At 70.8% G+C, this 23,806-nt stretch carries 23 protein-coding genes and 4 pseudogenes; 15 read left to right on the top strand and 12 right to left on the bottom strand.

Annotated features, from left to right (window positions below; all coding sequences use genetic code 11):
• Positions 1-95: 95 nt before the first annotated feature.
• Positions 96-350 (top strand): hypothetical protein, encoded by a 255-nt coding sequence (locus ABZZ79_RS06930; protein WP_356687226.1) that lies wholly within the window; start codon positions 96-98, stop codon positions 348-350.
• A gap of 47 nt (positions 351-397) precedes the next feature.
• Here ABZZ79_RS06930 and ABZZ79_RS06925 read toward each other — a convergent pair whose 3' ends face one another.
• Complete coding sequence (locus tag ABZZ79_RS06925) at positions 398-718, bottom strand: CU044_2847 family protein (protein WP_356687224.1); 321 nt, start codon at positions 716-718, stop codon at positions 398-400.
• A gap of 90 nt (positions 719-808) precedes the next feature.
• Entirely contained in the window at positions 809-3,763 is a 2,955-nt protein-coding gene (locus tag ABZZ79_RS06920) for a CHAT domain-containing protein (RefSeq protein WP_356687222.1), read from the bottom strand.
• Positions 3,764-4,317: 554 nt separating this feature from the next.
• Here ABZZ79_RS06920 and ABZZ79_RS06915 point away from each other — a divergent pair.
• Positions 4,318-5,628, top strand: coding sequence for an LCP family protein (locus ABZZ79_RS06915; protein WP_356687257.1), 1,311 nt, complete (start codon positions 4,318-4,320; stop codon positions 5,626-5,628).
• A 176-nt stretch (positions 5,629-5,804) separates the two neighbouring features.
• Positions 5,805-6,281: an SRPBCC family protein gene (locus ABZZ79_RS06910; RefSeq protein ID WP_356687220.1), complete on the top strand. Its 477-nt coding sequence runs from the start codon at positions 5,805-5,807 to the stop codon at positions 6,279-6,281.
• Positions 6,282-6,624: 343 nt separating this feature from the next.
• Here the strand turns inward: ABZZ79_RS06910 and ABZZ79_RS06905 are convergent, their stop codons facing one another.
• Entirely contained in the window at positions 6,625-7,866 is a 1,242-nt protein-coding gene (locus tag ABZZ79_RS06905; protein WP_356687218.1) for an ANTAR domain-containing protein, read from the bottom strand.
• A gap of 396 nt (positions 7,867-8,262) precedes the next feature.
• Here ABZZ79_RS06905 and ABZZ79_RS06900 point away from each other — a divergent pair.
• The 8 genes and pseudogenes from ABZZ79_RS06900 to ABZZ79_RS06865 all read left to right on the top strand — a co-directional run.
• Positions 8,263-8,442: pseudogene (locus tag ABZZ79_RS06900) on the top strand (plasmid stabilization protein); the annotation flags it as partial.
• 148 nt (positions 8,443-8,590) lie between these two features.
• Complete coding sequence (locus ABZZ79_RS06895; protein ID WP_356687216.1) at positions 8,591-8,752, top strand: hypothetical protein; 162 nt, start codon at positions 8,591-8,593, stop codon at positions 8,750-8,752.
• Positions 8,742-9,527 carry a GAF and ANTAR domain-containing protein gene (locus tag ABZZ79_RS06890; RefSeq protein ID WP_356687214.1) on the top strand — a complete coding sequence of 262 codons (786 nt, stop codon included), beginning with the start codon at positions 8,742-8,744 and terminating at the stop codon, positions 9,525-9,527. Before ABZZ79_RS06895 ends, ABZZ79_RS06890 begins: the two co-directional genes overlap by 11 nt.
• A 156-nt stretch (positions 9,528-9,683) precedes the next feature.
• Complete coding sequence (locus tag ABZZ79_RS06885; protein ID WP_356687212.1) at positions 9,684-9,860, top strand: hypothetical protein; 177 nt, start codon at positions 9,684-9,686, stop codon at positions 9,858-9,860.
• 444 nt (positions 9,861-10,304) lie between these two features.
• On the top strand, positions 10,305-10,664 hold the full coding sequence (locus ABZZ79_RS06880; RefSeq protein WP_356687210.1) for a helix-turn-helix domain-containing protein: 360 nt from the start codon (positions 10,305-10,307) through the stop codon (positions 10,662-10,664).
• A gap of 277 nt (positions 10,665-10,941) precedes the next feature.
• Positions 10,942-11,625 carry a nucleotidyltransferase family protein gene (locus tag ABZZ79_RS06875; RefSeq protein WP_356687208.1) on the top strand — a complete coding sequence of 228 codons (684 nt, stop codon included), beginning with the start codon at positions 10,942-10,944 and terminating at the stop codon, positions 11,623-11,625.
• Positions 11,622-11,867, top strand: a complete 246-nt coding sequence (locus ABZZ79_RS06870; RefSeq protein WP_356687206.1) for a hypothetical protein — start codon at positions 11,622-11,624, stop codon at positions 11,865-11,867. Before ABZZ79_RS06875 ends, ABZZ79_RS06870 begins: the two co-directional genes overlap by 4 nt.
• Positions 11,864-12,628, top strand: coding sequence for a metallophosphoesterase (locus ABZZ79_RS06865; protein WP_356687204.1), 765 nt, complete (start codon positions 11,864-11,866; stop codon positions 12,626-12,628). The genes ABZZ79_RS06870 and ABZZ79_RS06865 overlap by 4 nt, the downstream gene beginning before the upstream one ends.
• Positions 12,629-12,772: 144 nt before the next feature.
• Here the strand turns inward: ABZZ79_RS06865 and ABZZ79_RS06860 are convergent, their stop codons facing one another.
• Complete coding sequence (locus ABZZ79_RS06860) at positions 12,773-13,060, bottom strand: cupin domain-containing protein (RefSeq protein WP_356687202.1); 288 nt, start codon at positions 13,058-13,060, stop codon at positions 12,773-12,775.
• 60 nt (positions 13,061-13,120) lie between these two features.
• On the opposite strand from ABZZ79_RS06860, the gene ABZZ79_RS06855 reads away from it, so the two are divergent.
• Positions 13,121-13,600 carry an MFS transporter gene (locus ABZZ79_RS06855; protein WP_356687200.1) on the top strand — a complete coding sequence of 160 codons (480 nt, stop codon included), beginning with the start codon at positions 13,121-13,123 and terminating at the stop codon, positions 13,598-13,600.
• A 43-nt stretch (positions 13,601-13,643) separates the two neighbouring features.
• Here the strand turns inward: ABZZ79_RS06855 and ABZZ79_RS06850 are convergent, their stop codons facing one another.
• Positions 13,644-15,770 carry a SpoIIE family protein phosphatase gene (locus ABZZ79_RS06850; protein ID WP_356687198.1) on the bottom strand — a complete coding sequence of 709 codons (2,127 nt, stop codon included), beginning with the start codon at positions 15,768-15,770 and terminating at the stop codon, positions 13,644-13,646.
• Between the two features lie 1,086 nt (positions 15,771-16,856).
• Between ABZZ79_RS06850 and ABZZ79_RS06845 the strand changes: the two genes are divergently transcribed.
• Positions 16,857-18,518 (top strand): SpoIIE family protein phosphatase, encoded by a 1,662-nt coding sequence (locus ABZZ79_RS06845; protein ID WP_356687196.1) that lies wholly within the window; start codon positions 16,857-16,859, stop codon positions 18,516-18,518.
• Between the two features lie 50 nt (positions 18,519-18,568).
• On the opposite strand, the pseudogene ABZZ79_RS06840 reads toward ABZZ79_RS06845, so the two are convergent.
• The 7 genes and pseudogenes from ABZZ79_RS06840 to ABZZ79_RS06810 form a co-directional block, all read right to left on the bottom strand.
• A pseudogene (locus ABZZ79_RS06840) lies at positions 18,569-18,739 on the bottom strand (SpoIIE family protein phosphatase); the annotation flags it as partial.
• Between the two features lie 73 nt (positions 18,740-18,812).
• Positions 18,813-19,295 (bottom strand): ATP-binding protein, encoded by a 483-nt coding sequence (locus ABZZ79_RS06835; protein WP_356687194.1) that lies wholly within the window; start codon positions 19,293-19,295, stop codon positions 18,813-18,815.
• Positions 19,292-19,669 (bottom strand): STAS domain-containing protein, encoded by a 378-nt coding sequence (locus ABZZ79_RS06830; RefSeq protein WP_356687192.1) that lies wholly within the window; start codon positions 19,667-19,669, stop codon positions 19,292-19,294. Before ABZZ79_RS06830 ends, ABZZ79_RS06835 begins: the two co-directional genes overlap by 4 nt.
• Positions 19,670-19,782: 113 nt before the next feature.
• Entirely contained in the window at positions 19,783-20,169 is a 387-nt protein-coding gene (locus ABZZ79_RS06825) for an STAS domain-containing protein (protein WP_356687190.1), read from the bottom strand.
• A pseudogene (locus ABZZ79_RS06820) lies at positions 20,166-20,417 on the bottom strand (cobalamin-binding protein); the annotation flags it as partial. The pseudogene ABZZ79_RS06820 and the gene ABZZ79_RS06825, both read right to left, overlap by 4 nt.
• Before the next feature lie 168 nt (positions 20,418-20,585).
• Positions 20,586-20,771: pseudogene (locus tag ABZZ79_RS06815) on the bottom strand (serine/threonine protein phosphatase); the annotation flags it as partial.
• Positions 20,772-20,912: 141 nt separating this feature from the next.
• Positions 20,913-21,782 (bottom strand): SigB/SigF/SigG family RNA polymerase sigma factor, encoded by an 870-nt coding sequence (locus tag ABZZ79_RS06810; protein ID WP_356687188.1) that lies wholly within the window; start codon positions 21,780-21,782, stop codon positions 20,913-20,915.
• Between the two features lie 143 nt (positions 21,783-21,925).
• Between ABZZ79_RS06810 and ABZZ79_RS06805 the strand changes: the two genes are divergently transcribed.
• Together ABZZ79_RS06805 and ABZZ79_RS06800 are read left to right on the top strand one after the other, a co-directional pair.
• A complete protein-coding gene (locus tag ABZZ79_RS06805) occupies positions 21,926-22,432 on the top strand; it encodes a hypothetical protein (protein WP_356687186.1) in 507 nt (168 codons plus the stop codon).
• A 121-nt stretch (positions 22,433-22,553) separates the two neighbouring features.
• Positions 22,554-23,732, top strand: coding sequence for a phospholipase D-like domain-containing protein (locus tag ABZZ79_RS06800; RefSeq protein ID WP_356687184.1), 1,179 nt, complete (start codon positions 22,554-22,556; stop codon positions 23,730-23,732).
• The last annotated feature ends 74 nt before the right edge of the window (positions 23,733-23,806 follow it).

The following is a 23,806-nucleotide window of genomic DNA, read 5'->3' as shown; positions in this document are numbered from 1 at the left end:
CAAGCTCCGCTGCTCGACCACCCGCATCACCAGCCTCGTCCAAGCCGTCCTCACCCTGCATCTGGCCAGCTCAGAGTGAAGATGGAAAAGGCTCAGTGGATCTCTACACCGACCTGACCGACGCGCAGAAGCGTGCGCTCAAGGAGAACGCGGACGACCTGGAAAAGCTGCGCGGGCAGGTGGAAGACGTGCGCAGGGAGGCCATGTCCCGCCTGAAGGCCGCGGGCCTGGGGAATGGAACGGTCGTCATCAACTGCCTGATCTGCACGGTGTGTGAGGGATGGTCTGAAGGCGACGACCGCAAGTGTGACAGCTGCTCCCACCGCTGGTTCTCCCACAACGTCATCTAGCGGTTCGGTACGCGCGTGTCGTCGTGTCGCAGGTGGAAGCGTCCTGTTCATTCGCGGTCGGCGGGAATGCTTGAGTCGGGGCCCTCTTCGGAGGGTCCCGACTCGTTTCGGTGCCAGGTGAGCGTGACGGTGAAATTGGCGGTGGCGCTCGCGGCGGCGATGAACGCACCGGCCTCCGCGTGCAGATTGAGCCCGAAGGCGACCTGGATCTCGTCGGGGGACTGCGCAGCCGATCGTATATGGGCGACCACCGCGTGCATGGCGGGTTGCACCCGGTAGATGGCGTCCTCGAAGGAGCGCTTGGCGCGATCGGCGACCTCGGGTGCGCGAATTCCGCGCGTCACCACTCCGGTTGGATGGTCACTCACTTCGACGAGCACTGTACTGCCGTCATCGACGGGGAATTCAACTAGTCGCCCCATGAGTGACCCTCCGATTTCCTCGACGCCCGCCAGAAATCAACGAAACGTCCACAGCGTGACGGTATTCCGGGTGCCGGTGGCGAGACGGGTGCCGTAGGGGCTGAACGCCACCGAATTGACAGGATCGTCGTGCAGGATTTTGCAGATCAGGTGCGCGTCGGCCGTGTCCCAGATACGTGCTGAGTGATCTTCGCTGCCGGTGGCGAGACGAGTGCCGCTCGGGTCGAACGCCACCGATGTGACAGGCCCGTCGTGGGCCAGTTCCTCGACCTGCCCCGAAGTCCACAGGTGGGCCTTGTTGTCCGTGCTGCCGGTGGCGACGCGTTTGCCGTCCGGGCTGTACGCGACAGCGCCCAGAAACCCTCTGCGATCCTCGAAGATCTTCAGTGCGGTGCTCAGGCGCCACACATGCAGCCCCAGCTGATCGGCGACGACCAGTCGACTTCCGTCCGGGCTGAAGGTCACCGCCTTGACCGCGCGCTGCTCGGTTCGGAAGAGTTCCTCGCCGGTTTCGGCGTCCCAGACGCAGGCGGAGTCATAGGTACCCGTGGCGATGAGGCTGCCGTCCCAACTGAAAGCTGCCGCGGTCACCCTTTGGCGGATGAGAAGTTGAAGGACACTTCCGCCTGTGTCGGCGTCCCATACGGTGGCCCCTTTTCGTCCCTGGCTGGCCAGCCGTGTGCCGTCCGGACTGAACGCCAGGACGTAAGGGGCCCACTTGTTCGAGGTCTTTATGTTCAACCGCTCGTCACCGGCCATGTCGTACAGGCGAATCCGTGGATCAGTCAACAGGTTGACCGCGATGGACCACCCGCTGGACGCCCATGCCAGGGCACCACAAGGCGCCGCGATCTCACCGGCCTTGGTCGGGTGGACAGGCGGCGCGTCGCCGCTGTCGGAGAGTCGTTCGGCGTGAGTCAGACGTTCCAGGCACCTACTGCGTCGCAGCGTACTGTCCCTGTATTCGCCGGCCACACTGGTGAGCTCGTCGTAGCGGGCGATCGCGGTGGCCCAGTCCTTGGAGTGTTCGGCCGCGCGGGCGCTGTCGTAAAGGTCTTCCAGTTGTGCTGCCTGCGCCGCCTGGATCAGTTCTCGGCGTGCGCGTGTCGTCAGGCCATCGGGGTCCGTCGAGGTGGGGTCGATCTGGCTGAGTTCTTCGCTCACGTCAAGTACGGACTGCCACCGCTGTGCGTCTGCGTGGTGCCGCAGTTCGTCCCGGAGGTGTTCCATACGTTGCTGGTCGCGGCAGTGGTTGTGCCGTGAGAGGGCGTCCCGGTATTGGGGGTCGTTCCGCAGGATCTGTGCGTAACTGTCGACTGCGGTGGCCCAGTTCTCCGATTGTTCGGCCGCGCGGGCGCTGGTGTACAGGACTTCCAGTTGTGCTGCTTGTGCTGCCTGGGCGACCACTTGGCGTGCACGTGTGGTCAGTCCGTCGGGGTCGGTCGTGGTGGGGTCGATCTGGTCGAGTTCTTCGCTGACTTCGAGGACGGTCTGCCATCGTTGTGCTTCTGCGTGGTGCCGCAGTTCGTCCTGGAGGTCTTGTATGCGCTCCCGGTCGCGGCACCGGTCGCGTCGAGCAAGGACATCCCTGTATTCAGGAACCTTCTGCAGGATCTGCTCATAGCTGTCGATCGCTTCCGACCATTGACCGGCCTTCTCCGCCTCTACTGCCCGGTCGTACAGTTCGAGGGCCTGTGCTTGGTCGGCTGCCTGCGTGCGCAGCATGATGGCGTCGCTGTGATTCGGGTTGAGGCTGAGCAGCTCGTCCAGGAGCTCGACGGCCTTGTCGGGGTTGCCGATGCGGAGCTCAGCCCTGGAATTCACATAGAGTTTGCGCGCCTGGGCGCTGTGTTGGGAATCTCTTGGCGGCGGCTGAGTGGGCGGCTTCGACGATTTGGGCATGGTGAACAAAAGACCGGCCTCGCCTCGCACGTAGAGCACGGGAGTGATCCACTCCAGCGAGTGACTCATGCCGAGTATGGAAATGCGTCCGCTCTTGACGGCATCGTCTACTGAACGTCCATGGGCCAGCGCGGTGTAGAACCCCTGGGCGAAGCGCACCGAAGCCTGGTCGGTGACCGCGAACTGCATGGCTGCCACCGCGCTGATTCCGCCGTAGACGAGGGCGGCTCCCACGCTTGAGAACCCGTCTCGACCCTCGCCCTGGGCGGACGAACAGGAATTCAGCACCACGAGCCGAGGTGCGGGCACTGCCTCCCCGAGAAGGGTCGCGAGGGCCGAAGCATGAACCATGTGTGCGGTGCCACCCTCGCCCACCAGTGCGATCAACCCCTCTTCGGAGGTGTCGTCGTAGTCACCGTGCCCGATGAAGTGGACCACGTGCCATGGGCCGTCCATGAGGCTGAGGTGCAGGGTGTCCCAGTTGGCGTCGGTCAGCCAGACCAGCTCGACTCGGCCGGCGCGGCGCTCGGCTGCGAGCGCGTTCTCCAGTCGCTCCCGCTCGGCGTCGGTGTCCAGCGAGGGGAGTTTACGGGGAGAGGCGATCACCACCAGGATGCGCAGGGGTGGCTCCACCGGCAGGGAATCGGGTGTCTGAGAGGCGAAGAGGTGCCGAACCATCGGCTCGTGTCGGCAGATGTAGGTGTTCTGTTGCGGGTCGAACAGCGTCTCCCAGGGCAGGAGCGTCAGCTCCGGTGAGTCCAGCCGCAGCACTATCTGTAGCCGATCCTGCCGCTCCCGCGCCACGCTGAGATTCTCCCGGTAGCTCCCCCAGACCGGTCCGTCGAACAGTGCGTCGAACAGTTGTCGTCCGACCTGCTGTACGAGCTGCTCGCTTTCCGGCACGATGCGACGCACCGCACCCGAGGAGGCGAGCACCTTGTCCTGCAGTGTGGGGCGCTGCCTCAGCAACTCGCCGACATCGAGACTCAGGGGCGCCCGGGCTTCCCCGCCGGCGGCAGCCTTCACCACCCGCACCTCGTACTCACCCGAGGGAAGCTGGCAGATCTGCAGTTCCAGGGTCGTTGTCATCGCCACCCCGTTCCCGGTACACCTGCATGGCCGTGGCGGCCTCGCGGCTGTTCCTCGCGACGGGAGGCGGCCCATCCGCCTACGTATCCATGATGCGGCGGGTGCCATGCGCCTGCCATCCCTGACGCTGATCACCGCCTCGGCACTGGGATCGAAGGGGCGCCGGCCTGGGCACATCCCCGACGCGCGACAAGGCGCCCTCGATCCTCGGCGGGGTGCGCCTGATGACAAGAACGTCCGCGGATGGAACCGCCGGCCCCCAGACGGATAGGGGAAGTGCCCCCGCTCGGTGCGACCGCCTGGCATGGCCTGCCGCGCGTCAACTCCTCTGAGCGCGACAGCTGCCGCCCTTCTCGGCCCCGCCCCGGCCCAGGCGTCGTGAGGCTCTCGTCTCTTCCCCTCGTATAACTACTTGAACGTAGAGTTCATCCGTTCGATGGATACGAGGGCTGGCAACCGAGCACGACACACAACGCCATCAGGGGGCATCAGTGAGCGGTACGGGGAGGCGGCGCGCTTCGGCCGGGGTGGGGAAGCCGCGCCGGGGGCGGGTCCTGATCTGGAGCGTGGGCTCGTTCTCGGCGCTCGTTCTCGGCGTCGCCGGCGTCGGCGCCTGGGTCTACCAGGACCTGGACGGCAACATCAATGGCGCGGACGTGGACTCCAAGCTCGGCGGTGACCGCCCCGAGAACCTCAGCCCCGGCTCGAAGAACATCCTGGTCGTCGGCTCCGACAGCCGCGCCGGGGCCAACGCGAAGTACGGCGGCAAGAAGCTGACCACCATGCAGTCGGACACGCTGATGGTGCTGCACATCCCGGCGAACCGTGAGTGGGCCACGATCGTGTCGTTGCCCCGGGACTCGTGGGTGGAGATACCCGCGTGCGACACGGGCGACGGCACCACGTCCGATCCGCACCACTTCAAGATCAACGAGGCGTTCGCCCTCGGCGGCGCGAGCGGGGAGATCGCCGACGCCGCGGCGTGCACGATCAAGACGGTCGAGGCCAACACCGGCCTGCGCATCGACCACTTCATGTCCGTCGACTTCCAGGGCTTCAAAGGCATGGTCAACGCCCTCGGCGGCATCGAGGTCTGCCCCGAGGAGGCCATCCACGACAGCAAGGCCCACCTGGACCTGGAAGCCGGCTGCCAGACCGTCAAGGACGAGACCGCGCTCGGCTACGTCCGCGCCCGCTACAGCGTCGGCGACGGCTCCGACACCGGACGCATCGGCCGCCAGCAGGAGTTCATGCAGGCCCTCGCCGAGAAGGCACAGTCGAAACTGACCAGCCCGAACGCGCTGTACGGCTTCCTGCGGTCCGCGACCAAGTCCCTCACCACGGATGAGGACCTCGCCGGCATCAAACCGCTGTACGGCCTCGCCTCCGAGCTCAAGGGCATCCCCCGTGATCGTCTGACGTTCCTCACCGTGCCGAACTACCCGCGCGAGGCCGACGTGCCGACCGACAGGGCCAACATCGTGTGGCGGTACCCGCAGGCCGCCGACCTGTTCACCTCCCTCGCCAAGGACAAGGAGGTCGACAAGAAGCGGCTGGAGGCGGACGCGGGGAACCCTCTCTACGCCTCATCCGTGCGGGTCCAGGTCCTCAACGGCACCGGCGTCCCGGGCCGCGCCGCCGATGTCGCCGAGAAGCTGCGCCAGGCGGGCTTCACCGTCGTCGGTACGGGCAACGCCGACAGGACCACCCGCACCACGGTCAGCCACCCGCAGGGCCTGGAGAAGCAGGCCGAGGTGCTCACCTCCCGGGTGCCCGGCGCGCGAGCCGGTCAGGACACGGGCGCCGCCCCCGACAGCGTGACCCTGGTCGTCGGAACCGACCTCGACCCCGACGACATCCGCTGAGCCGTGGCGGCCGCCCGGCGCCCGGACCGCTCCGGGCGCCGGGCGACTTCTTTCGGCCGCCAGCCGGACGAACTGTCTTCGTACGGCCTTCCCGGGTACTCGGAGCGTCGGCACAGACGGGGAGCACCAGCCTGTCCAAGGCGGTCTGCCCCGTGGGCAACCGACGAGGAGGATCCATGAGCACGGTCAAGGAAGCGGTCGAGGTGGAGGTTCCGCTGAGCAGGGCGTACGACCAGTGGACCCGGTTCGCGGAGTTCCCGCACTTCATGGAGGGCGTCGAGGAGGTCACTCAGCTCGACGACCGGCACAATCACTGGGTCACCAGCATGGGAGGGGTGCGGCGCGAGTTCGACACGGAGATCGTCGACCAGCTGCCCGACGACCGGATCACCTGGCGGTCCGTCGGCGGTGACACCCACCAGCGAGGATCGGTCCGGTTCGAGCCCCTCGACGACACGCACACCCGGGTGGAGCTCACGATGGACGTCGAGCCCACCGGCCTCGCCGAGAAGGGCGCGGACGCGCTGGGCCTGATCGACCGGCGGGTGAAGGGCGACCTGCGCCGCTTCAAGGACTACGTCGAGGGCGGCGGCGGCGACGGCGCCGGCTGGCGCGGACGCATCCGGCCCGGGGACCCGGGTTCGACGCTCTGACGGAACGACGTGCCCGGCCCCAGGATCGGGGACCGCCGGTCGCGCCGGACGGAGGGCGGCGCCCGGGAGGTCGCCGTCCGGGGCCGGCTCGGCGCGGACGGCACGGCGGGGATCGCGGTGGCGGACCGAGGGCGCTCCGTCGCCGCGACCGTCCTGGAGCCGGCCGGCCCGCCCCGCACACCCCGAGCGGGGCACAGAGCGCCGTGACGCCGCACATCAGGACGGCGACGAAGCGTTCCCCAGGAGCAGCGGCCCCTGGGGAACTTCCGTGGGCTGTGTTCTCAACCCTTGAGGTCCGGGTAGCCCGTCGGGGCGCGGTTCACACACGCGGCGCTCGAGCTCCTCAGCCGGGGAGAACGGCGCACGTGTGGATGTGTTCCAGGGCATCGAGGACTACGGTGCGCCGGTACCAGGAACGCCACGCCGCGAGGTCGTCCGCGAGGATGCCCAGGGCCGTGCGCTGGGCGGTGGTCATCCATGAGCCGGGCCGACCGCGGTGGACGCCGATGACACCGACACACTCGCGGCTGTCGGCCATCGCCGGTACGGCGTACTGCGCGCGGCTGCCGACGGCGAGCGCGGCCTGCCCTGCCTCGGACCGGGCCAGTTCGACGTCGTCGGCGATGTCGGCGACGAACACCGGCTCTCTCCGTTCCCGGGCGCGTGCGGCCAGGGCCGGCGTACCGCTCACGAGTGCGAGGTGATCGCGGTAGGCGGCGTCCAGGCCGGACTGCGCCTCAAGGATCAGGTGACTGCCCAGGGCGCGATCGGGCAGATGCACTTCCCCGGCGTCCGCGTCCGACAGTGTCACGGCGTCGTAGACGAGGACGCGCAGTACGTACTTGCGGTCGTGCATGTGGTGTGCGGAGCAGCCGAGCAGGCCGGGCCGGGGCGGCGGTGTCGGGCGGCGGCCGGGGAACCACTCGGCCGAGCCTGCCGTGGGCGCCGGGGCCGTCACGACGGCCGAGGCGACGATCCGCAAGGGCACGTTGCACCGCTGGGAGGCCGTACGCAGCAGGTCGAAGGCCGCTCCGGAATCGGCGAGTCGATACCGTTCGAGCAGGATTCCCTGGGCCATGCCGATCACCGCGCCGGTCCGTGCCCTGGTCCGTAGGCCGAACACCTCGGTCCGCAGCTCCTCGCGCGCCGTCACCGCGTCGTCGACCGGGTCCGCAATCGCGGGCGTCTCGACGGCCAGCTGCGCCAGCGCGGCGCCGAGACTGGCATGCACCCGCAGACCCGGTGGTGGGGCGAGCGTGAACAGCTCCCGCACGGCGGCAGCACTCGCGATCACCAGGACCGGTTCCTGGTCGAGGTGGCGGGTGTGCAGGAGGTCGAGGGCCTGGACGGCTGCCGCGCTGACGAGCCGGAGATCGGAGAGGTCCAGGACGAGCCGCCGACCCGTGCGGGCAGCGCGCTCCATGTGAGGAGCCAGGTCTTGCGGCAGCGTGGCGGCGCCGTCGGTGTCGAGGATGCCCGACAGGCACAGGACATCCACGCCGTCGGCCACCGCGCGCACGCTGAGTTCCACACCGCGTTGCGCGTCGGCTCCGCCGAGCGACTCCGCATGCTCTCGTGGAGACATACGGCTGACCTTTCCGGAATTCCCGGCCGCCCTTCCGGCCGTCCATGACCAGCCGCCCTTCCGGCCGTCCATGACCAGCTTTGCCCTCCTTTGGAGTAGTGGCAAGCAAATGGAGTGGTGGCAAGCAAAAAACACCCGCCAGAGCCCGGGGTCCGCCGGAACCGGGGAGCGGAAGGGCTCGCTCGTCGTCGCGGAATGCGTCGCGCCGCAGGTCGGCGACGCTGTCCGGCCCCGCCGCGCGTGATCGGTGAGGAGCGGGCCGGCCGTCTGCCGGCCAAGGGCCGGACCGAGGCCGTTCCGTGCCCGAGGGCCGCGGGCGGGTCGGGCCGCTGCTTCGGGGAACCCGGTGGCCGACCGACATCCGATACGAGCGAAGCGGCCGGGGAAGTCGAATCCTCGGCGGCCGGGGCACCCCTCCGTGACCCCAGGTCCGCCTCCCGGCGCGGCGGCGAGCGCTCGCACGGCGGCGCGCGGGGACCGACCGAGGACCAGCTGTACGAGGAGGCCAGGAAGCGCGACGTCCACGGCCGCTCCTCGATGTCCAAGAAGCAGTTGGAGAACGCCCTCGGCCGTTGACCGACGGGTGCGGTACGGCCCGCGGCGGACCGGATCACCAGAGTCCGCCACGCCACGCTGGACCAGCACGACTTGAGCGTTCGTTGCCGCTCCGCCGGGCGGGTACCCGGCGGGTGTGCGCTCAGGGGCGAAGGAAGGGGCAAGGGCCATGGCCGTGGCAGTCGACTCAGGACGCGCGGGCCGGCGGGACCACCTGGAGAACGACCGCGTGACGAGGGCCGCCCGGCACGTGGAGGCGGTGATGCGTGAGCACATCGCGCGGCGTTCGGTGACGGTCGACGGCGGGGAGACGGTGGGCCATGCCCTCTGATTCCTCCGCGCGGTCTCCCGGCGGCGGGGAACCCGCTGAGGCGGCGGAACGGCGCCGCGTCATCGAGGTGCTCTCCGCCGCGACCCTTGGTGTGGAACCCGTACGGGTGCCCCAGGCACTGTGCCGCGCCTGTGTCGGGCTGCTGCCGGTCACGGGCGCGTCCGTCTCGATCTCCGGCGGATCCACGGTACGGGCGGTCTGGTGCGCCAGCGACGAGGTCGCGGCACAACTGGCGGAGGCGCAGTACACCGTGGGCGACGGCCCTTGTCGGGCGGCGCTGGACGGCGCCGTTCCCGTACTGGCGGCGGATCTCGCCGACGGACCGGACAGCAGACGGTGGCCGATCTTCGCACGGCAAGCGGTCGAGCTGGGGGTGGGAGCCGTGTTCTCGCTGCCGCTGGGGGCGGGCGGATCCGCGATCGGCACCCTCGATCTCTATCGGGACCGGCCCGGTGGGCTCTCGGAGCGCGATCTGGCCGTCGCTCAGTGGGTACGGGACGCGATCATGGGCGCTCTGATGGAGCTCCGTTCCCGCGACGCGGCCACCGGCCGGGCGCCCGACGACGGGATGGTCGCGTGGGTGGCGGCATCGGAGGCCGAGCACGGCGAGGTCTACCAGGCGATCGGCATGGTGATGGTGCAGCTCGGCGTCGACCCCGCGGACGCTCTGGACCGGATGCGGGCGCGCGCCTTCGTGGAGGAGGCAACGGTGTCCGAGGTGGCCCGTGACGTCGTCGCGCACAGGCTCAAGTTCCGGCCGGAGGCGGACGGTTGACCCGGTGTCCGGGAAGTGGCCGAGCATCTGGGCAACACTCCGGCCGTGTGCCGGGACTCGGCCATCGACTCGCGTCGTCGATCACGTCGACGTTTGGGCGGGACAGGTCGAGGCCACTCGGTGGACAGGCAATCCGCAGAGAGAAGATGACACGCGGTGACCAGTCGAATCGCAGAGAAGCCGGCCCTCCGAGTGGCGCGGACCGGCTGGGCGAAGGCACGCCGCCTGCGGCGGGAGGGGATGCGCATGTGCGTCGCCGCCGTCGTGGACGAGAGCGCCTCGCCCGCCAAGCGCACGAGCGCCGAGTGGAACATCGTCAGGGGCGAGGACTGAACCCGCGCCTACGCACACTCCCGCGCCTACGCACACCCCCGCCTTGGCGCACACTCCCGCCCCTGCTGTGGTCCGCCTGTCCCTCCCTGTCCGACCCTCCCTGTCCGCCCGTCCGCCTGTCCGCCCGTCCGCCTGTCCGCCCGTCCGCCTGTCCGGCTGTCCGTCTTTCCGCCTGTCCGGCGGGCCGCGGCGAGGCCTGCGGTGAGCTGCCTCCGGACCGGGCGCGACAGATCGATGTGCGGGCGGGTTCGCGGCGCGCGCGACGGAGGTGTACCACCTCGGTCGGGAGCAGTCCGTCGTCCGCGCTGTCGGGCCCTCGGCCCGGATGTCCCTGCTGTCCCCGCGGGCCGACCCTGGCTGTCGGGCATCAAGACACATCAAGACATACGCGAAATTCTTTTCGTGTTTTTGCCAGCGTGAACAAGCGGCCGTACGCTGTGGGTCATGGTGGGAGTCGACGGAGTTCCCGAGCCGCACACAGGCTGGACGTTCCTGACAAGTCACGCACGCGTCCTGGCCAGCATCGCCGACAACCACAACGTGCGGGTCCGTGACATCGCGGCCCGCTGCCGCCTCACGGAACGCGCCGTCCAGAAGATCATCTCGGACCTTGAGCAGGACGGTTACCTCTCCCACACCCGCCACGGGCGCACGAACCGCTACAGCATCGACCCGAGCAAGGTGCTGCGCCACCCCGCCGAGGCGGGCTTGAAGGTGGCCTCCCTGCTGTCGATGCTGGCCAGGGACGAGGCCGAGCGCCAGACCGCGCTGGGCGCACCCGCGCCGACGGTCGACGGCAACTGACCAGCGGCCCGCCGAACTCCCTGACGGCCGCGCCGACTTCGCCATCGCCGAGCCCGGCTCGAGCCGGCTCCGACCGAAGCCACCGCGGGCGGGACGACCCGTATGGAGCACCTCGGCGGCGAGATCTACGGCTTTGACGCCGTCCACGCGTGTCCTCCGACTCGGTGTCGATGGGTGCGCTCCGGGTACTTGGCCCGCGATACGCGCCTCGCCTTGTGCGTGGCGGAAGCCCCGCAGCCGAAGGGACGGGCCAGCCCCGCAGCCGAAGGGAGTGGTCATGACGGAGTACGCCGACGATCCGGCCGCCCAGCGCGGGGGAGCCACGGAGCTTCGGCTGGCGACGGCGGCGAGAGACCCGGTGCCGACCGAGGAGCCCGGGGGACAGGACCTGCCGAGGGACCGGACGCAGGCGATCCTGGAGGCCGCCAAACAGGTGGGGGCCCTGCTCAAGCAGCGAGGACACCGCTTCGCGCTGGCCGGCAGCGTCGCCGCGTACGCCCACGGCACGAGTGCCGGACTGCAGCACGACGCCGACTTCTGTGTCCGCGCGGAGGACGCCGAGACGGTGGCGGCCACGCTGCGCGGGGGCGGGCTGCAGGTGTGGACGCCCCCGGAGGACTGGCTGTTGAAGACCGAGTGCTTCGGGCAGGACGTCGACCTCATCTTCCGGCTGGCGCACCGGCCCGTCACCACCGAACTGCTCGACCGCGCCACGGAGATATCGGTGGACTCGGTGCGGATGCCGGTCCTGGCTCCCACGGACCTGGTGACGAGCCTGCTCTCCGCGTTCTCCGAGCACTACTGCGACTTCGGCTCGGTCCTGCCCGTCGCCCGCGCGCTGAGGGAGAAGATCGACTGGCAGCAGGTGCGGCGCGAGTGCGGTGAGGAGCCGATGCCCGCCGCGTTCCTGTTCCTTGTGGAACGTCTCGGCGTGATCGCGCCGCAGGAGGAGCGGCCATGAGCAACCTCGACTACCGCGTCGCCCACCTGCGCGAGCGCCTCGCGGACGGTCCACTGGCCGAGCTCGGCGTTCAGGTCGTGATGCACGGAGACTCGGTGCTCGTGACCGGGAGCGTGCCGTCCGCGCACTACCGCGACGAGGTGGAGCGGATCGTGGGAGAGGCGCTCAGCGAGCTGCCCGTGCACTGTGACCTGGTGGTCGCCCCGGCGTCGACCCCGGACGATGCTGAGGAGCTGACATGATCCGCATCGCGGCCGTCGGAGACATCCACCTGGGACCCGAGAGCCAGGGCACGCTGCGGCCCGCTTTCGAGACCCTGGGGGAGTGCGCCGACGTCCTGCTCCTGGCCGGTGACCTGACCCGGCACGGCACGCCCGAGGAGGCACGGGTGGTGGCGCGGGAGATCAAGGACCTGGGCGTGCCGGTGGTGGCCGTACTGGGCAATCACGACCACCACGACGAACAGCCGGAAGAGGTGATGGCGATCCTGCGCGACGGCGGCGCCCGGGTCCTGGAGGGGACCGAGACGGTGGTGGAATGCGCGCACGGCCGAATCGGGGTGGCCGGCGTCAAGGGCTTCGGCGGCGGCTTCGTCGGCCGCAGCGCAGGGGAGTTCGGTGAGCCGGTGATGAAGGAGTTCGTCCGCTGCACCCGTCGCAGCGCGGAAGGTCTGCGCAAGGCGCTGGAGCGCCTCGACGGGCAGGACTGCGACGTACGGATCGCGCTGACGCACTTCGCTCCCGTGCCGGACACACTCGCCGGGGAGCCGCTGGAGATCTATCCGTTCCTGGGCAGCTATCTGCTGGCGGAGGCCATCGACACGGCGGGCGCCGATCTGGCGGTGCACGGCCACGCCCACGCCGGCACGGAACACGGACTGACGAGCAGGGGTGTGCGTGTGCGCAATGTGGCTCAGCCGGTGATCGGACGGGCCTTCCACGTGTACCACCTGCACGCACGCGAACGGGTCCCGGCCGACGGACCCGGGCGGTGGGCGCACTGAGATCGACCCCGGAGTGCGGGGCTGCCCGCGGCGCGCCCGCGGGCTCGGGCAGTGCGTCGTCCCCCGGCGGAGGGGCTGCGACGTCAACGGCACAGCCCCTGCGCGGGAGGCGGTACTCGGCCGCGTCCGTCAGTCAGGGCCTGGTCAATGCGGCCTCGCGCGAACGACGGCCTGGTCGCCGCGTGGTCCGAACAGGTGCAGGATCTCCACGGGGCTTGTGTTCGCCGGACCGAACCAGTGCGGTTCGCCGGTGTCGAACTCGGCCACCTCCCCAGGGCGCAGGGTGAGTTCGCTGCTCCCGAGGATGAGGCGCAGCTCGCCCGCGAGGACGTAGAGCCACTCGTAGCCGTCGTGGGTCACCAGTTTCGGCTCGCGGGGAGCCAGTACCTGCTTGAACACCTGCACCCGGCCCGGGTACTGCGTCAGGGGCACGAGGACGCTGCCCTGACCCGGGGATGGACGCCGTTCGCCGCGGGGCTGGCGACCTTGCCCATGGCCGTCGGCGCCACTGTCTGCGCACCCCTGGCCGGCCGTCTGGTCGGTCGCCTCGGAGCGCGGCTGCCGCTCGCCCTGGCCGGCGGCTGCATCACGGTCAGCGGACTCCTCCTGGCCGGACTCGGCCGGCACACGAGCGTGGTGCTGCTCCTGTCGGCCTACTTGCTCTTCGGGGCCGGGTTCGGCTTCGCCAACGCCCCGATCACCAACACCGCGGTGAGCGGACTGCCTCCCACCCGTGCCGGGGTGGCCGGGGCGATCACGTCCACGGCACGCCAACTGGGCGCCGCGCTCGGCATCGCCGTCGCCGGTGGTCTGGTCGCGAACACCGGCCCGGCGGGGCTCGCCCACGCGTCCCGTCCGGGATGGGCCGTCGTCGCCGCCTGCGGAGCGTTCCTTTTCCTCGTCGCCCACGCATCGCGCCCGCACCGGACCACCACGCGCCCGGTGCCCGCACCAGCGCGGGGAGCCGCGTGACCCACCGCGACGCACTGCCGTCCGTTGCGGGCGACCGTCGGCGTCAACGGGACAGCGGGTGAGTGCGCAGCAGGAGGATGGCGATGTCGTCGGTGTAGTGGCCGGTGGGGCGGGCGTGGTGGAGGAGGGAATCGATGAGCCGGTCGAGGCTGTGCCCACTGTGCCGGGAAAGTTGGCGGACGAGGGCGTTCGCCGCCTGGTCCGGATCGGACCCCGGGGTCTCGGTCAGCCCGTCGGTGTAGAGGGCGAGGGTTGTTCCCGGGGGGAGGGGCAGGACGGTGAGGGGGTGGGAAAGGCCGGGGTCGACGCCGAGGAGGGGGCCGGGGTCGAGTTCCACCGGGCCGGGCGTCAGGGCGGGGTGGTACACGAGAGGCGGCGGGTGCCCCGCGCTGGCCAGGACGGCTTCCTGGCGGGTCAGGTCGATGTGCGCGTACAGGCAGGAGACGAGCAGATCTGTCTCCAGGTCGGCGAGGACCCGGTCGGTGCGGGCGAGGACCTGGTCGGGCGAGGCGCCGGCGGAGGCGTGGATGGCGGTGCGGACCTGGCCCATGAGCGCGGCGGCCGGCACATTGTGGCCCTGGACGTCGCCGATGACGGCCGCGGCGTTGGTGGCGTCGATGCGGATGATGTCGTAGAAGTCGCCGCCGATGTCCATGCCGCGGCTGGCGGGCAGATAGCGGGCGGCGGTCTCCAGGCCCGGCAGGGTGGGCAGGCTGTGCGGCAGGAGGGCCTGCTGGAGGCCGTGGGCGAGGTCACGGGTGGCGTCGTAGAGCCGAGCCCGGTCCAGTGCCTGGGCGATCAGTCCGGCGAGTGAGGTCAGCACGGCGCGTTCGTCGGCGCTGAAGGGGCGCGGCCGGTCGTAGGAGAGGACGCAGCAGCCGACGGGCCGGCCGGAGATGATCAGCGGGAGAAAGGCCCACGCCTGCTTGCCGCTGAGCCGGGGAGCGCTGGGGTAGCGGCGGGCCATTTCGGCGGGGCTGGCGAAGAAGGACGGCGTGCCGTCCGCGAGCACCTGTCCGGCGGGGGTGACGTCGGTGTCCAGGGGCAGGCCGTCGAGCCGGTCGATCGTCCGCGGGTCGTAGCCGTGATACCCGGTGATCCTCAGGCGGCCCGCGTCGGCGGCGGACAGGACCAGGCCGTCGGCGCCGAAGGCGGGCAGCACCTGGTCGGCGATGAGGTCGACCACGTCGCGGACGGCGATCGTCTCGGTCAGCGCGGCTGCCAGATGGACCAGTTGGTACAGCCGCCCGGCCTGCGCGGTACGTGCCGGAGCCGCGGACTCATGTGGCACGGCGGGAACGGGCCGATCCCGTTCGGGTGCCGTGCCACGGGTGATGCGTACGCTGATGCCGCTGGCGTCGGGGTAGAGCCGGAAGTCGAGCCAGGTGCGCGGCGGGCGCAAGGCGGTGAACGCGACCGGGTCGCGGCTGATGACGGCGGTGCGGTAGCGGTCCTCGACCACCGCGTCCTCGAGCCAGGGCAGGGACTGCCACGGCCGGGTGCCCAGCAGTCGGCCCGCGTCGAGGCCGAGCAGCGATTCCGCCGCTCTGCTCACGAAGACGATCCGGCCCTGAAGGTCCATACTCAGGGCTCCTTCGGGCAGGCGGTCGAGATGGTCCGCGGCGGCCTGGGACGACTGCCCGCCGTGCGAGTGGGCGACCTCGGCGACCGACGTGAGGCGAGGCTGATCGGGAACGGCGGGCGGTTCGGGAGCCTCCTCGATCACGCGGGCGATGCGCCGTGCGGCGGAGTTGATGTGGCCCAGCTCGCGGCGGGTGGCGTCGGCGGGGTGGCTGGCTGGCCACAGCAGCATCAGCGCGCCCCAGCATCGGCGCCTGCCCTGCAGAGGTGCCGCGGCGAGCGCGAAGCGGTAGGGCAGGCTCGCGGCGGCATGTGGATAGGTCCGGGCCATGTCGGCCTGGGTTCCGACCCAGACAAGGCGGTCCTCGCGCACGGCGTCATTGACCGGGACGGCCGTGTTCAGCCTCAGCCGCTGCCACGGCCGGGCCGCTTCCATGGGCACATCGCACAGCACGACGAGTTCCTGCACCTGCGCGGCCTCGTTCAGCAGGTAGATCCCGCCCGCCGAGGCCCCGCAGCGGCGCACGCTGTCCGCCAGCGTCTCGTCCAGCAGCCCGTCACCATCGGGCCTCGCATCACGGCCGGACACCGCACATTCCCATCGGCGCGGACGGGCAGCCACCGCGACCGGCCGGTGCCATCGGCGCGGCCTCGACGAGCGGGTACGGCCCGCGACCCCACGGCGCCCCGGGCGGGCCGACCAGGGCTGTCTCCAGGAATCCGCAACACCCGTCTGTCATGCTCCGACGATACGCCCGAAATATGCACGGACAGAAAGAGCAGCCGACCGGCGAACCGGGCTCGGCGGCATCGCGGCGGCGGGTGGGCGGCCGCGGTGGCGGCCGTGATCGCCACGCACCGTCCGAAGCCCGCGGAGCCGCCGGGGACTCGTCGTCCGTGGGGTCGTGGGTCTGGGGTCTCGTCGATCCGTGGGGTTGCTGGTCTGGGGTCTCGTCGTCTGTGGAGCGTGCCGGTCGGGGGTCTCGTCGATCCGTGGGGTCGCGGGTCGGGGACTCGTCGTACGTGGAGCTTGCCGGTCTGGGGTCTCGTCGTCCATGGAGCCGCCGGTCCGGGGACTCGGCGGGCCCTGCAGCTTCGGCGTCCTCGCGGGCGGCACCCACTTCGTACCAGCGGGCACCGGCCGAGATCGTCGGGCGCGTCGGGAAGCCGAAGGCGCGTCGGCCGAGGGGCACGGCGTCGGTATCAAGGCGGCTGCCCTGCGGTTCTGCCTCGCCCACCCGGCGGCCACCACCGTCGTCCCCGGCGCGCCGCGCGTCCGAGCCGTATCGCCGAGGACACCACCGCCCTGGGCGAGAACATCCCTGCCATGTTCTGGAGGAGGCCGCGCGAGAACGGCCTGGCCGGCCCGGCCGGTCCGCTCCCGGACGGCGTCCGAGCCCCACCGCCCGCACCCGCGCCCAGCACAACCGCCAGGAGTAGGACCACGGCATCCACCGCGATGGCCCTGAGCTCTGCACAAGGCGCTCGCGGCCTGGCATCACAACCGGAGGAAGTCCGTTTGCCGCTGGTCCGAGGGGGCAGTCGCTCAGCAGGGGCAGGCAGGTGTGTTCCCCCCTCGTCTGCCTGCCCCGCGGCTTCCCCGGGCAACGGCCTCCCGGTGGCCGGACCCGTTGATCTCTGTCGGGGTGCGGCCCGTCCGTGCGATGCTCGTGCCATGAGGGGCGGAGAGCGGGAAGCACTTGAGCCGGGCGGCGACGGCATGACGGAACCCGCTGGCCTCGGCGACGACGGTGTCCGCTCCTGGGGCCGCTCCGTGCCCCGCCCGCAGCGGACACCCGAAGTGAACCCGGCCCGTTTCCCGGCGGCGTCCGCGGTCCAGGACGTACTCGACGGCCTCCCCGGCTCCACGATCTTCCTTCAGCCGCGGTTCGGCCCAGATGGTGAGGCCGAGGACTTCGAGATCACCGCGGCGTCCCCCGACGCGCTGGACATCGGTGCACGCCGGGGCAAGGAACTCGTGGGACTGAGCATCAGGGAGACGTATCCGACGGTCCACGGCACAGCACTGTGGCGCGGGTATGTCCGTGCGCTGAAGACCAAGGTCCGCTACGAGGGAGAGCCGTTCGAGTATCAGGAGGTGATCGCCGGGATTCCGCGGCTGTCCCGGTTCGCGGTCCGGGCGGCGCCCTGCCAGGACGGGCTGATCGTCTCCTGGGTCCGGCTGGACAGCGGGGAGCGGGAGCAGCGTCGACTGGCGGCGATGCGGCGGCTGGCACGGATGGGGTGGGCGGACTGGGACCTGGTGTCGAACTCGACCACCTGGTCGCAGGAGGTCTACAGCATCCTCGGCAGGGAACCGGCCCTCGGCCCGATCCCGCTGGAGGAGCTGCCCGCCCATGTCGTCGCCGAGGACCTGTCCGCGCTGGGCGGGAGCGTGCGGCGCCTTCTCAGGGACGGCGAAGCCGTCGATCACACCTTCCGCGTCTCCACCCCCGGGGAGGAGATCCGGCACGTCCGCCTCGTCGCGGAGGCCGAGTCGGACGTGAACGGCGACCCCGTCGAGGTCCACGGCTTCTTCCAGGACCTCACCGCCGCCAAGCAGGCCGAACGGCTGCTCAGGGAACGCGAGCGAGCCGTCCACGCGCACCGGACCATGCTCACCGCCGAACGCACTCTCGCCGCCCGCCTTCAGCACGCCCTGCTGCCGTTGTCGCACCAGTCCATGCACAAGGCCGGGCTCACCATCGACGTCGCCTACCGTCCCCTGCAGGAGGGAGTCGACGTCGGCGGCGACTGGTACAGCGCCATCGAACTGCCGGACGGAGACGCGCTGCTCGTCGTCGGCGACGTCGCCGGGCACGGGCTGGACGCGGTGGCCACCATGGCCCAACTGCGCTTCACCGCCAAGGGCATGGCCATCACGGGCACACCGCTGACCACGATCCTCGCCCGGCTCAACACCCTTCTCCTGCACAGCTCCGAGCGGGGCTTCAGCACGGCCACCATGATCATGGCCCGCTATGAGCCCGCGACCGGAACGCTCGCCTGGGTGCAGGCCGGTCACCCGCCGCCCCTGCTTGTCCGGCAGGGCGAGGCCAGTTACCTGCCCGCGTCCGAAGGTGTCCTCCTGGGCGCCACGGCGGAGCCGGACTACGCCACCTCCACCATCCGTCTGCAGCCCGGAGACCAACTGCTGCTCTACACCGACGGTTTGGTCGAGACGCCGGGTGAGATCATCGACGAGGGCCTCGCCCGCCTGGCCCGGACCGCGGCCGCGTGCGGCACCAGCACGCGCCCCCTCGACGGAATCCTGGACGCTCTGATCACCTCCCACACCCGCCGGGACGACGTCTGCGTTCTGCACGTGCGCGTATGACCACCGACCCGAAATGCGTGTCCCGGAGAGGCGTCACCCCAGGCGGATGCGCCGCGCAGCGCGTTGCGCAGGACGACCATGCTGGTCGCGGCCTCGATGCCGTGCCCGGCGACATCGCCCACGCACAGCAGTACCGGCCCGGACGGCAGCACGAACGTGTCGTACCAGTCGCCGCCCACCAGTCGCTCCTCCTGCGCGGGCCGGTACCGCACGGCCACCTGGAAACGGGCCGATGGCCGGCTCTGCCGCACCGATCGGCCGCGCCCGACACCGGATCGGTCCGACCCGCGGTGCCTACACCTGCCGACCGAGTGTCCCCATGACGACCTCGATGGTCTTGCCGTCCGCCGCGGCGGTCACGGTGACGCGTCGGCAGAGTCGTTGCACGAGCGGCCAGCCGAACCCGCCCGGTGCGGCGGGGTCGGTGCGCGGCACCGTACGCGGCGGGGTGGTCGAGGCGTCGCCGACCCGGAGCGTGACGGTGTCGCCGTCGTGGAGGACGTCGAAGGCGGTGATACCTCCGCCGTGCCGCAGCGCGTTGGTGACCAGTTCGGTGACGACGAGCAGCACGTCGTCGACGACCTCGCGGGCCGGGGCCGGACCCGGGCGGCCCATGAGCGCGTGGCGCACCCGGGACCGGGCGGCGGCGGCGCTGTCGGGCAGTCGCTGCCTGTCCATGGCGGGTTCCGCGGCAACCGCGTCGTCTCCCCCACGCGCCTCCGCGTCGTCCTCGCCGTCGCGCCGCTCCCCGCCGGGTGCCGGTGTGGGGCGGGTCATGGGCGGGCACGGTCGGCGTCGTGGGCGCGGACCCGGTCCATGGCGGCGGGGAGGTCGGGAACCACGGCGAACCTGCGGGCGGTGCCGGTCAGGTCCAGCAGCCGTCGCACGGGCGGCGTGAGGGCGGCCAGTACGAGGAGCAGGCCCGCTTCCTCGTGCCGCTGCTGCGCGCTGAGCAGCATGTGCAGGAAGGCGGAGTCCGCGAAGGTGACGGGGGAGAGATCGACCACGGTGGCGAGCGTCGCATCGTTCCGCGGCGCGCCGAGGGCGTGGGCCGCGATGTCGGCCCCGTCGGCGTCCAGTTCGCCCGTGATGCGCACCAAACGCACGTGGTCGACGATGGTTTCACTGATTTCGACGTCGTCGTTCACCATGGCATTCTCACAAGCGGCGGCCGTTGTGCGGAAGCGGGTGCACGGCTGCCGGTCGTGCACCCGGGGGCGTTCACCCGATGTCCGCGGTGTCCGGGCGCCTTCACCGGGCCCCTTCACCGGGCGCCTCCGGCGTCCGCGTCCTCCGGCCCGGCACCGTGGCCGGCCGCCAGGGCCGCGAAGAGATGCACGGTTCCCGTCATGCCCAGCAGACGCCGCAGGAAGGTCGGCCGGTTCTCCAGCTGCAGCCGGGTCCCGGTCGCGGTCGCGATCCGGTGGATCATGAGCAGGGAGGCCAGCCCGAGGGAGTCGCACAGGGTCATGCGGCCGCAGTCCACGCGCAGACGGCCCGGTGGCGGAGCGGCCTTCAGAAGGACGCGGGCCGCGTCGGTGAGTTCGTCGGCGGTCTCCCAGTCGAGGTCACCGGCGATGGTGATGTGGGCGTCACCATCGTCGTCGAGGGTCACGGCCAGTTCGAAGGCGTTCTCCGGGGCGGCGGTCATACGTCGTGACGGGGGACGGGGACAGGGGCGCGACCACCGCGTCCGTCCAGGGCGGCGCGCCCCCGGGCGAGGAGGTCCAGGGCGCGGGGGAAGTCCTTGAGCTCGTCCTGCAGGACGGCCAGGGCGGGAACGAGGGCGAGCGCGGGTACGCGGCGCGCTTCGAGGATGTCGCCGGTCCAGTCGAGGAAGCCGGTGAAGAGACGGCTGTCGTCGGTGTAAAGGGCGCAGGCGAGGAAGTCGACGATGTACGGGGGCGATGACGCCCAACAGGACCTCCTCCGGGCCTGCTCCGGCCTCCAGCGCGGTGAACACGGCGTCTGCCGCCGCGTGTTCGACGCGGTCGCCCACCGCTCGCCACAGCTCCTCGCGGGCGCGTGCCGGCGTGGGTCCCGTGTCCTGGACGGTGGTGGTCTCGGTCATGTGGTGTACCTGCCCGGAGTGTGTCCGTCGACCGCTGTCAGGTGGGAGGTTCGCGGGGCGGTGATGGCCATGACCGCGATGTCGTCGTGCCGGTTGTCCCCGATCCACTCGGCGGTGAGCATCCGGGTGCGCTCGACCACGGCCTCGGCGAGCATGCCCGCGCACTCCGTCAGCGCACCGCGTTCCGCGGATCCGGTCACCTTCCACTGGGGGACACGGCCCATCCACCCTCACGCACAACGCGTGGACGGATCAAGCGGCTTCGCCGGTCCTCACAAACCACCCACACTCGGGCGCGGAGGCGGACGCACCGGCCGGCCGGTTCACGCGAGCATGTTCTCCCTGAGCCTGCGCAGGGCCCGCGACAGCAGACGGGACACGTGCATCTGGGAGCATCCGACCTCCGCCCCGATCTCGGCCTGCGACAACTCGCGTCCGAAGCGCAGGGCGATGATGTTCCGGTCGCGCTCGTCGAGCCCCCGCAGGAGAGGAGCGAGGGCGTGCACGTTCTCGACCATCTCCAGGGCGGGATCCTCCTCTCCGAGCAGATCCGCGTACGTCGTCGAACTGTCGGGGTCCACTCCGTCCGTGGGCACGTCCAGGGAGTTGGCGGTGTAGCAGTTGGCGGCGACGAGCCCTTCGAGGATCTCCTCCTCACCGGTGCCGAGGTGTTCGGCGAGTTCCGTCACCGTCGCCTCGCGGCCGAGCCGGGTGGACAGATGCTCGCGCGCCTTGGCCAGCCGCACGCGCAGTTCCTGGAGGCGGCGAGGCACATGGACGGCCCAGGTCGCGTCCCGGAAGAACCGCTTGATCTCCCCGGTGACGTACGGGACGGCGAAGCTGGCGAACTCCACCTCGCGGGAGAGCTCGAACCGGTCGATCGCCTTGATCAGGCCGATGGTGCCGACCTGGACGATGTCCTCCATGTCGCCGCTGTGGCGGAAGCCCTTTGCCGCGTAGCGCACCAGGGAGAGGTTCATCTCGATGAGCGTGTTGCGCGCGTACTGGTACTCCGGCGTGCCCTCCTCCAGCACCGCCAAGCGCCGCAGGAACAGCTTGGTCAGCTCGCGGGCGTCCCGCGGGGCCACCGCTGACGCGTCCTCGATCCGCGGCAGTTCCGGAGCGCCACCCGGCGCGCCTCCGCGCTCGGCGACCGGTGCGGCCTTGGTGTCTGTCGCTGACGTCGCCGTCATCGTCGTTCTCTCTCCCCTGCTGCTCACCGTGCGGTTCAGGTTTCCGAGCAGGCGCCTTCCCCCAACTGCGCAAAGAATGCACGGCAGTTTCCGGCCGTACCGAGGCGCGTTTACGCAGGCGCCGACGGGCAAGGCGAAGCGCCATGGCTGAACACAACGCTGAGACGAACGGCAAGTCCGCGACGAAGCGGAACGCGTCCAACGCGCGGGGAGCGGCGAGCAACGGATCCACGTCCGCAGGCGGTGCCGCGGACAAGGGATCCTCCGCCGCGGGCGCGGCCAAGAAGGGGTCCGCGCCCGCGGCTCGTGCGGCGAACAAGGCCGCGGCGACCACGGACGACACGGTACGGAGCGAGGAGTTCGGCACCGGGCGCGTGGCCGGGGTCGCGAGCACGGCCGCTCGAACGGCGGCCCAGGGCGTCGAGACGGGCCGCCGGGCACTGGTCACGGCATCGGGTCAGTGTGCCGTCGTGGCCAGGACGGCCTGGACGGTGGTCGGCCACCACAAGCTGATCACCGTCGGCGTCGGGGCGGGTGCCGCGGCGCTCAGCGGGGCGTCGTACGTACTCGGCCGTCGGGCCGGGCTGCACGCACAGAGCCCCGTCAGCCGCCTGACGCACCGGATATGGCCCTCCGCCGGGAAGCGGTGACCGCCGGAACCGCCGTCCACGAACAGCGAACCCAGGGACGGTCAGGTGCGATACCCCGCGGCGACCCCCAGCGACAGACAGGAGATGAGGCGTGACCGTTGACGGCAGAGAGGCTGCTCCGGTGCGTGGCGCCGCAGTCGACGCGCAGACGCGGGTGCGGACGCTGCGGCGCCGCCTGGAGCGGCTGATCGGCATCGCGGCCACCGAGGGCAACGCGCTGCTGCCCCTGCGCAACGGCGACGAGATCTTCCCCGCGATGCTGAGCGCGATCCGCTCGGCCGAGCACACGATCGACTTGATGACCTTCGTCTACTGGCGCGGTCGCATCGCCCGCGACTTCGCCGACGCCCTGGCCGAGCGGGCCCGCGCGGGGGTGAGGGTGAGGCTGCTGCTCGACGGGTTCGGCGCCAAGGAGATCGAACGGGAACTCCTCGACCTCATGGACGCCGCAGGTGTGCAGGTGGCCTGGTTCCGCAAGCCCGTCTGGCTGTCACCGTTCAAGCAGAACCACCGATGCCACCGCAAGGCCCTCATCGTCGACGAACGCACCGCGTTCACCGGCGGCGTCGGCATCGCGCAGGAGTGGTGCGGCGACGCCCGGGGCCCCGGGGAGTGGCGCGACACCCACGTCCAGGTGCGCGGGCCGGCGGTGGACGGCATCGCCGCGGCGTTCGCGCAGAACTGGGCCGAGTGCCACGCGGAACTCTTCGACGAGCGCGACCGGTTCGCCCCGCACGCGCAGGACGGCTCGTCGATCGTCCAGGTCGTGCGCGGCTCCGCGAGCATCGGCTGGCAGGACATGCAGACCCTCATCCGGGTCATGCTCACCTCGGCCGAGGAACGCTTCCGCCTCGCCACCGCCTACTTCGCCCCCGACACGTACTTCATCGACCTGCTGTGCCGGACCGCCCGCCGGGGCGTGCGCGTGGAGATCCTCCTGCCCGGCCCGCACACCGACCAACGCGCCTGCCAGCTCGCCGGCCAGCACCACTACGAGCGGCTGCTCCAGGCCGGCGTGGAGGTCTTCCAGTACCGGCCGACCATGATGCACGCCAAGATCATCACCGTGGACTCGGTCGCCGCCCTGATCGGGTCCACGAACTTCAACCGCCGCTCCATGGACCACGACGAGGAGGTCATGCTCGCCGTACTGGACGAGTCGTTCACCGCGGCACTCGACCACGACTTCGACGCGGACCTGCGGCGCAGCGAGGCCATCGACCTCACCCGCTGGAGACGGCGAGCACTGCTCCAGCGCACCAAGGAGATGGCGGTCGCCCCGATCCGGCGGTTCCTGTGAAGGCCACGGGCCCGGCTCGGGCGGTGGCCGCAGCGGACCGGCGACCACTCCCCGCAGCGGACCGACGGCCGCGC

The organism is Streptomyces sp. NPDC006458, from assembly GCF_040612135.1.
Taxonomy (GTDB): domain Bacteria; phylum Actinomycetota; class Actinomycetes; order Streptomycetales; family Streptomycetaceae; genus Streptomyces.
The sequence above is the reverse complement of the archived record's forward strand: the minus strand, read 5'-3'. Positions and strand labels throughout refer to the sequence as shown.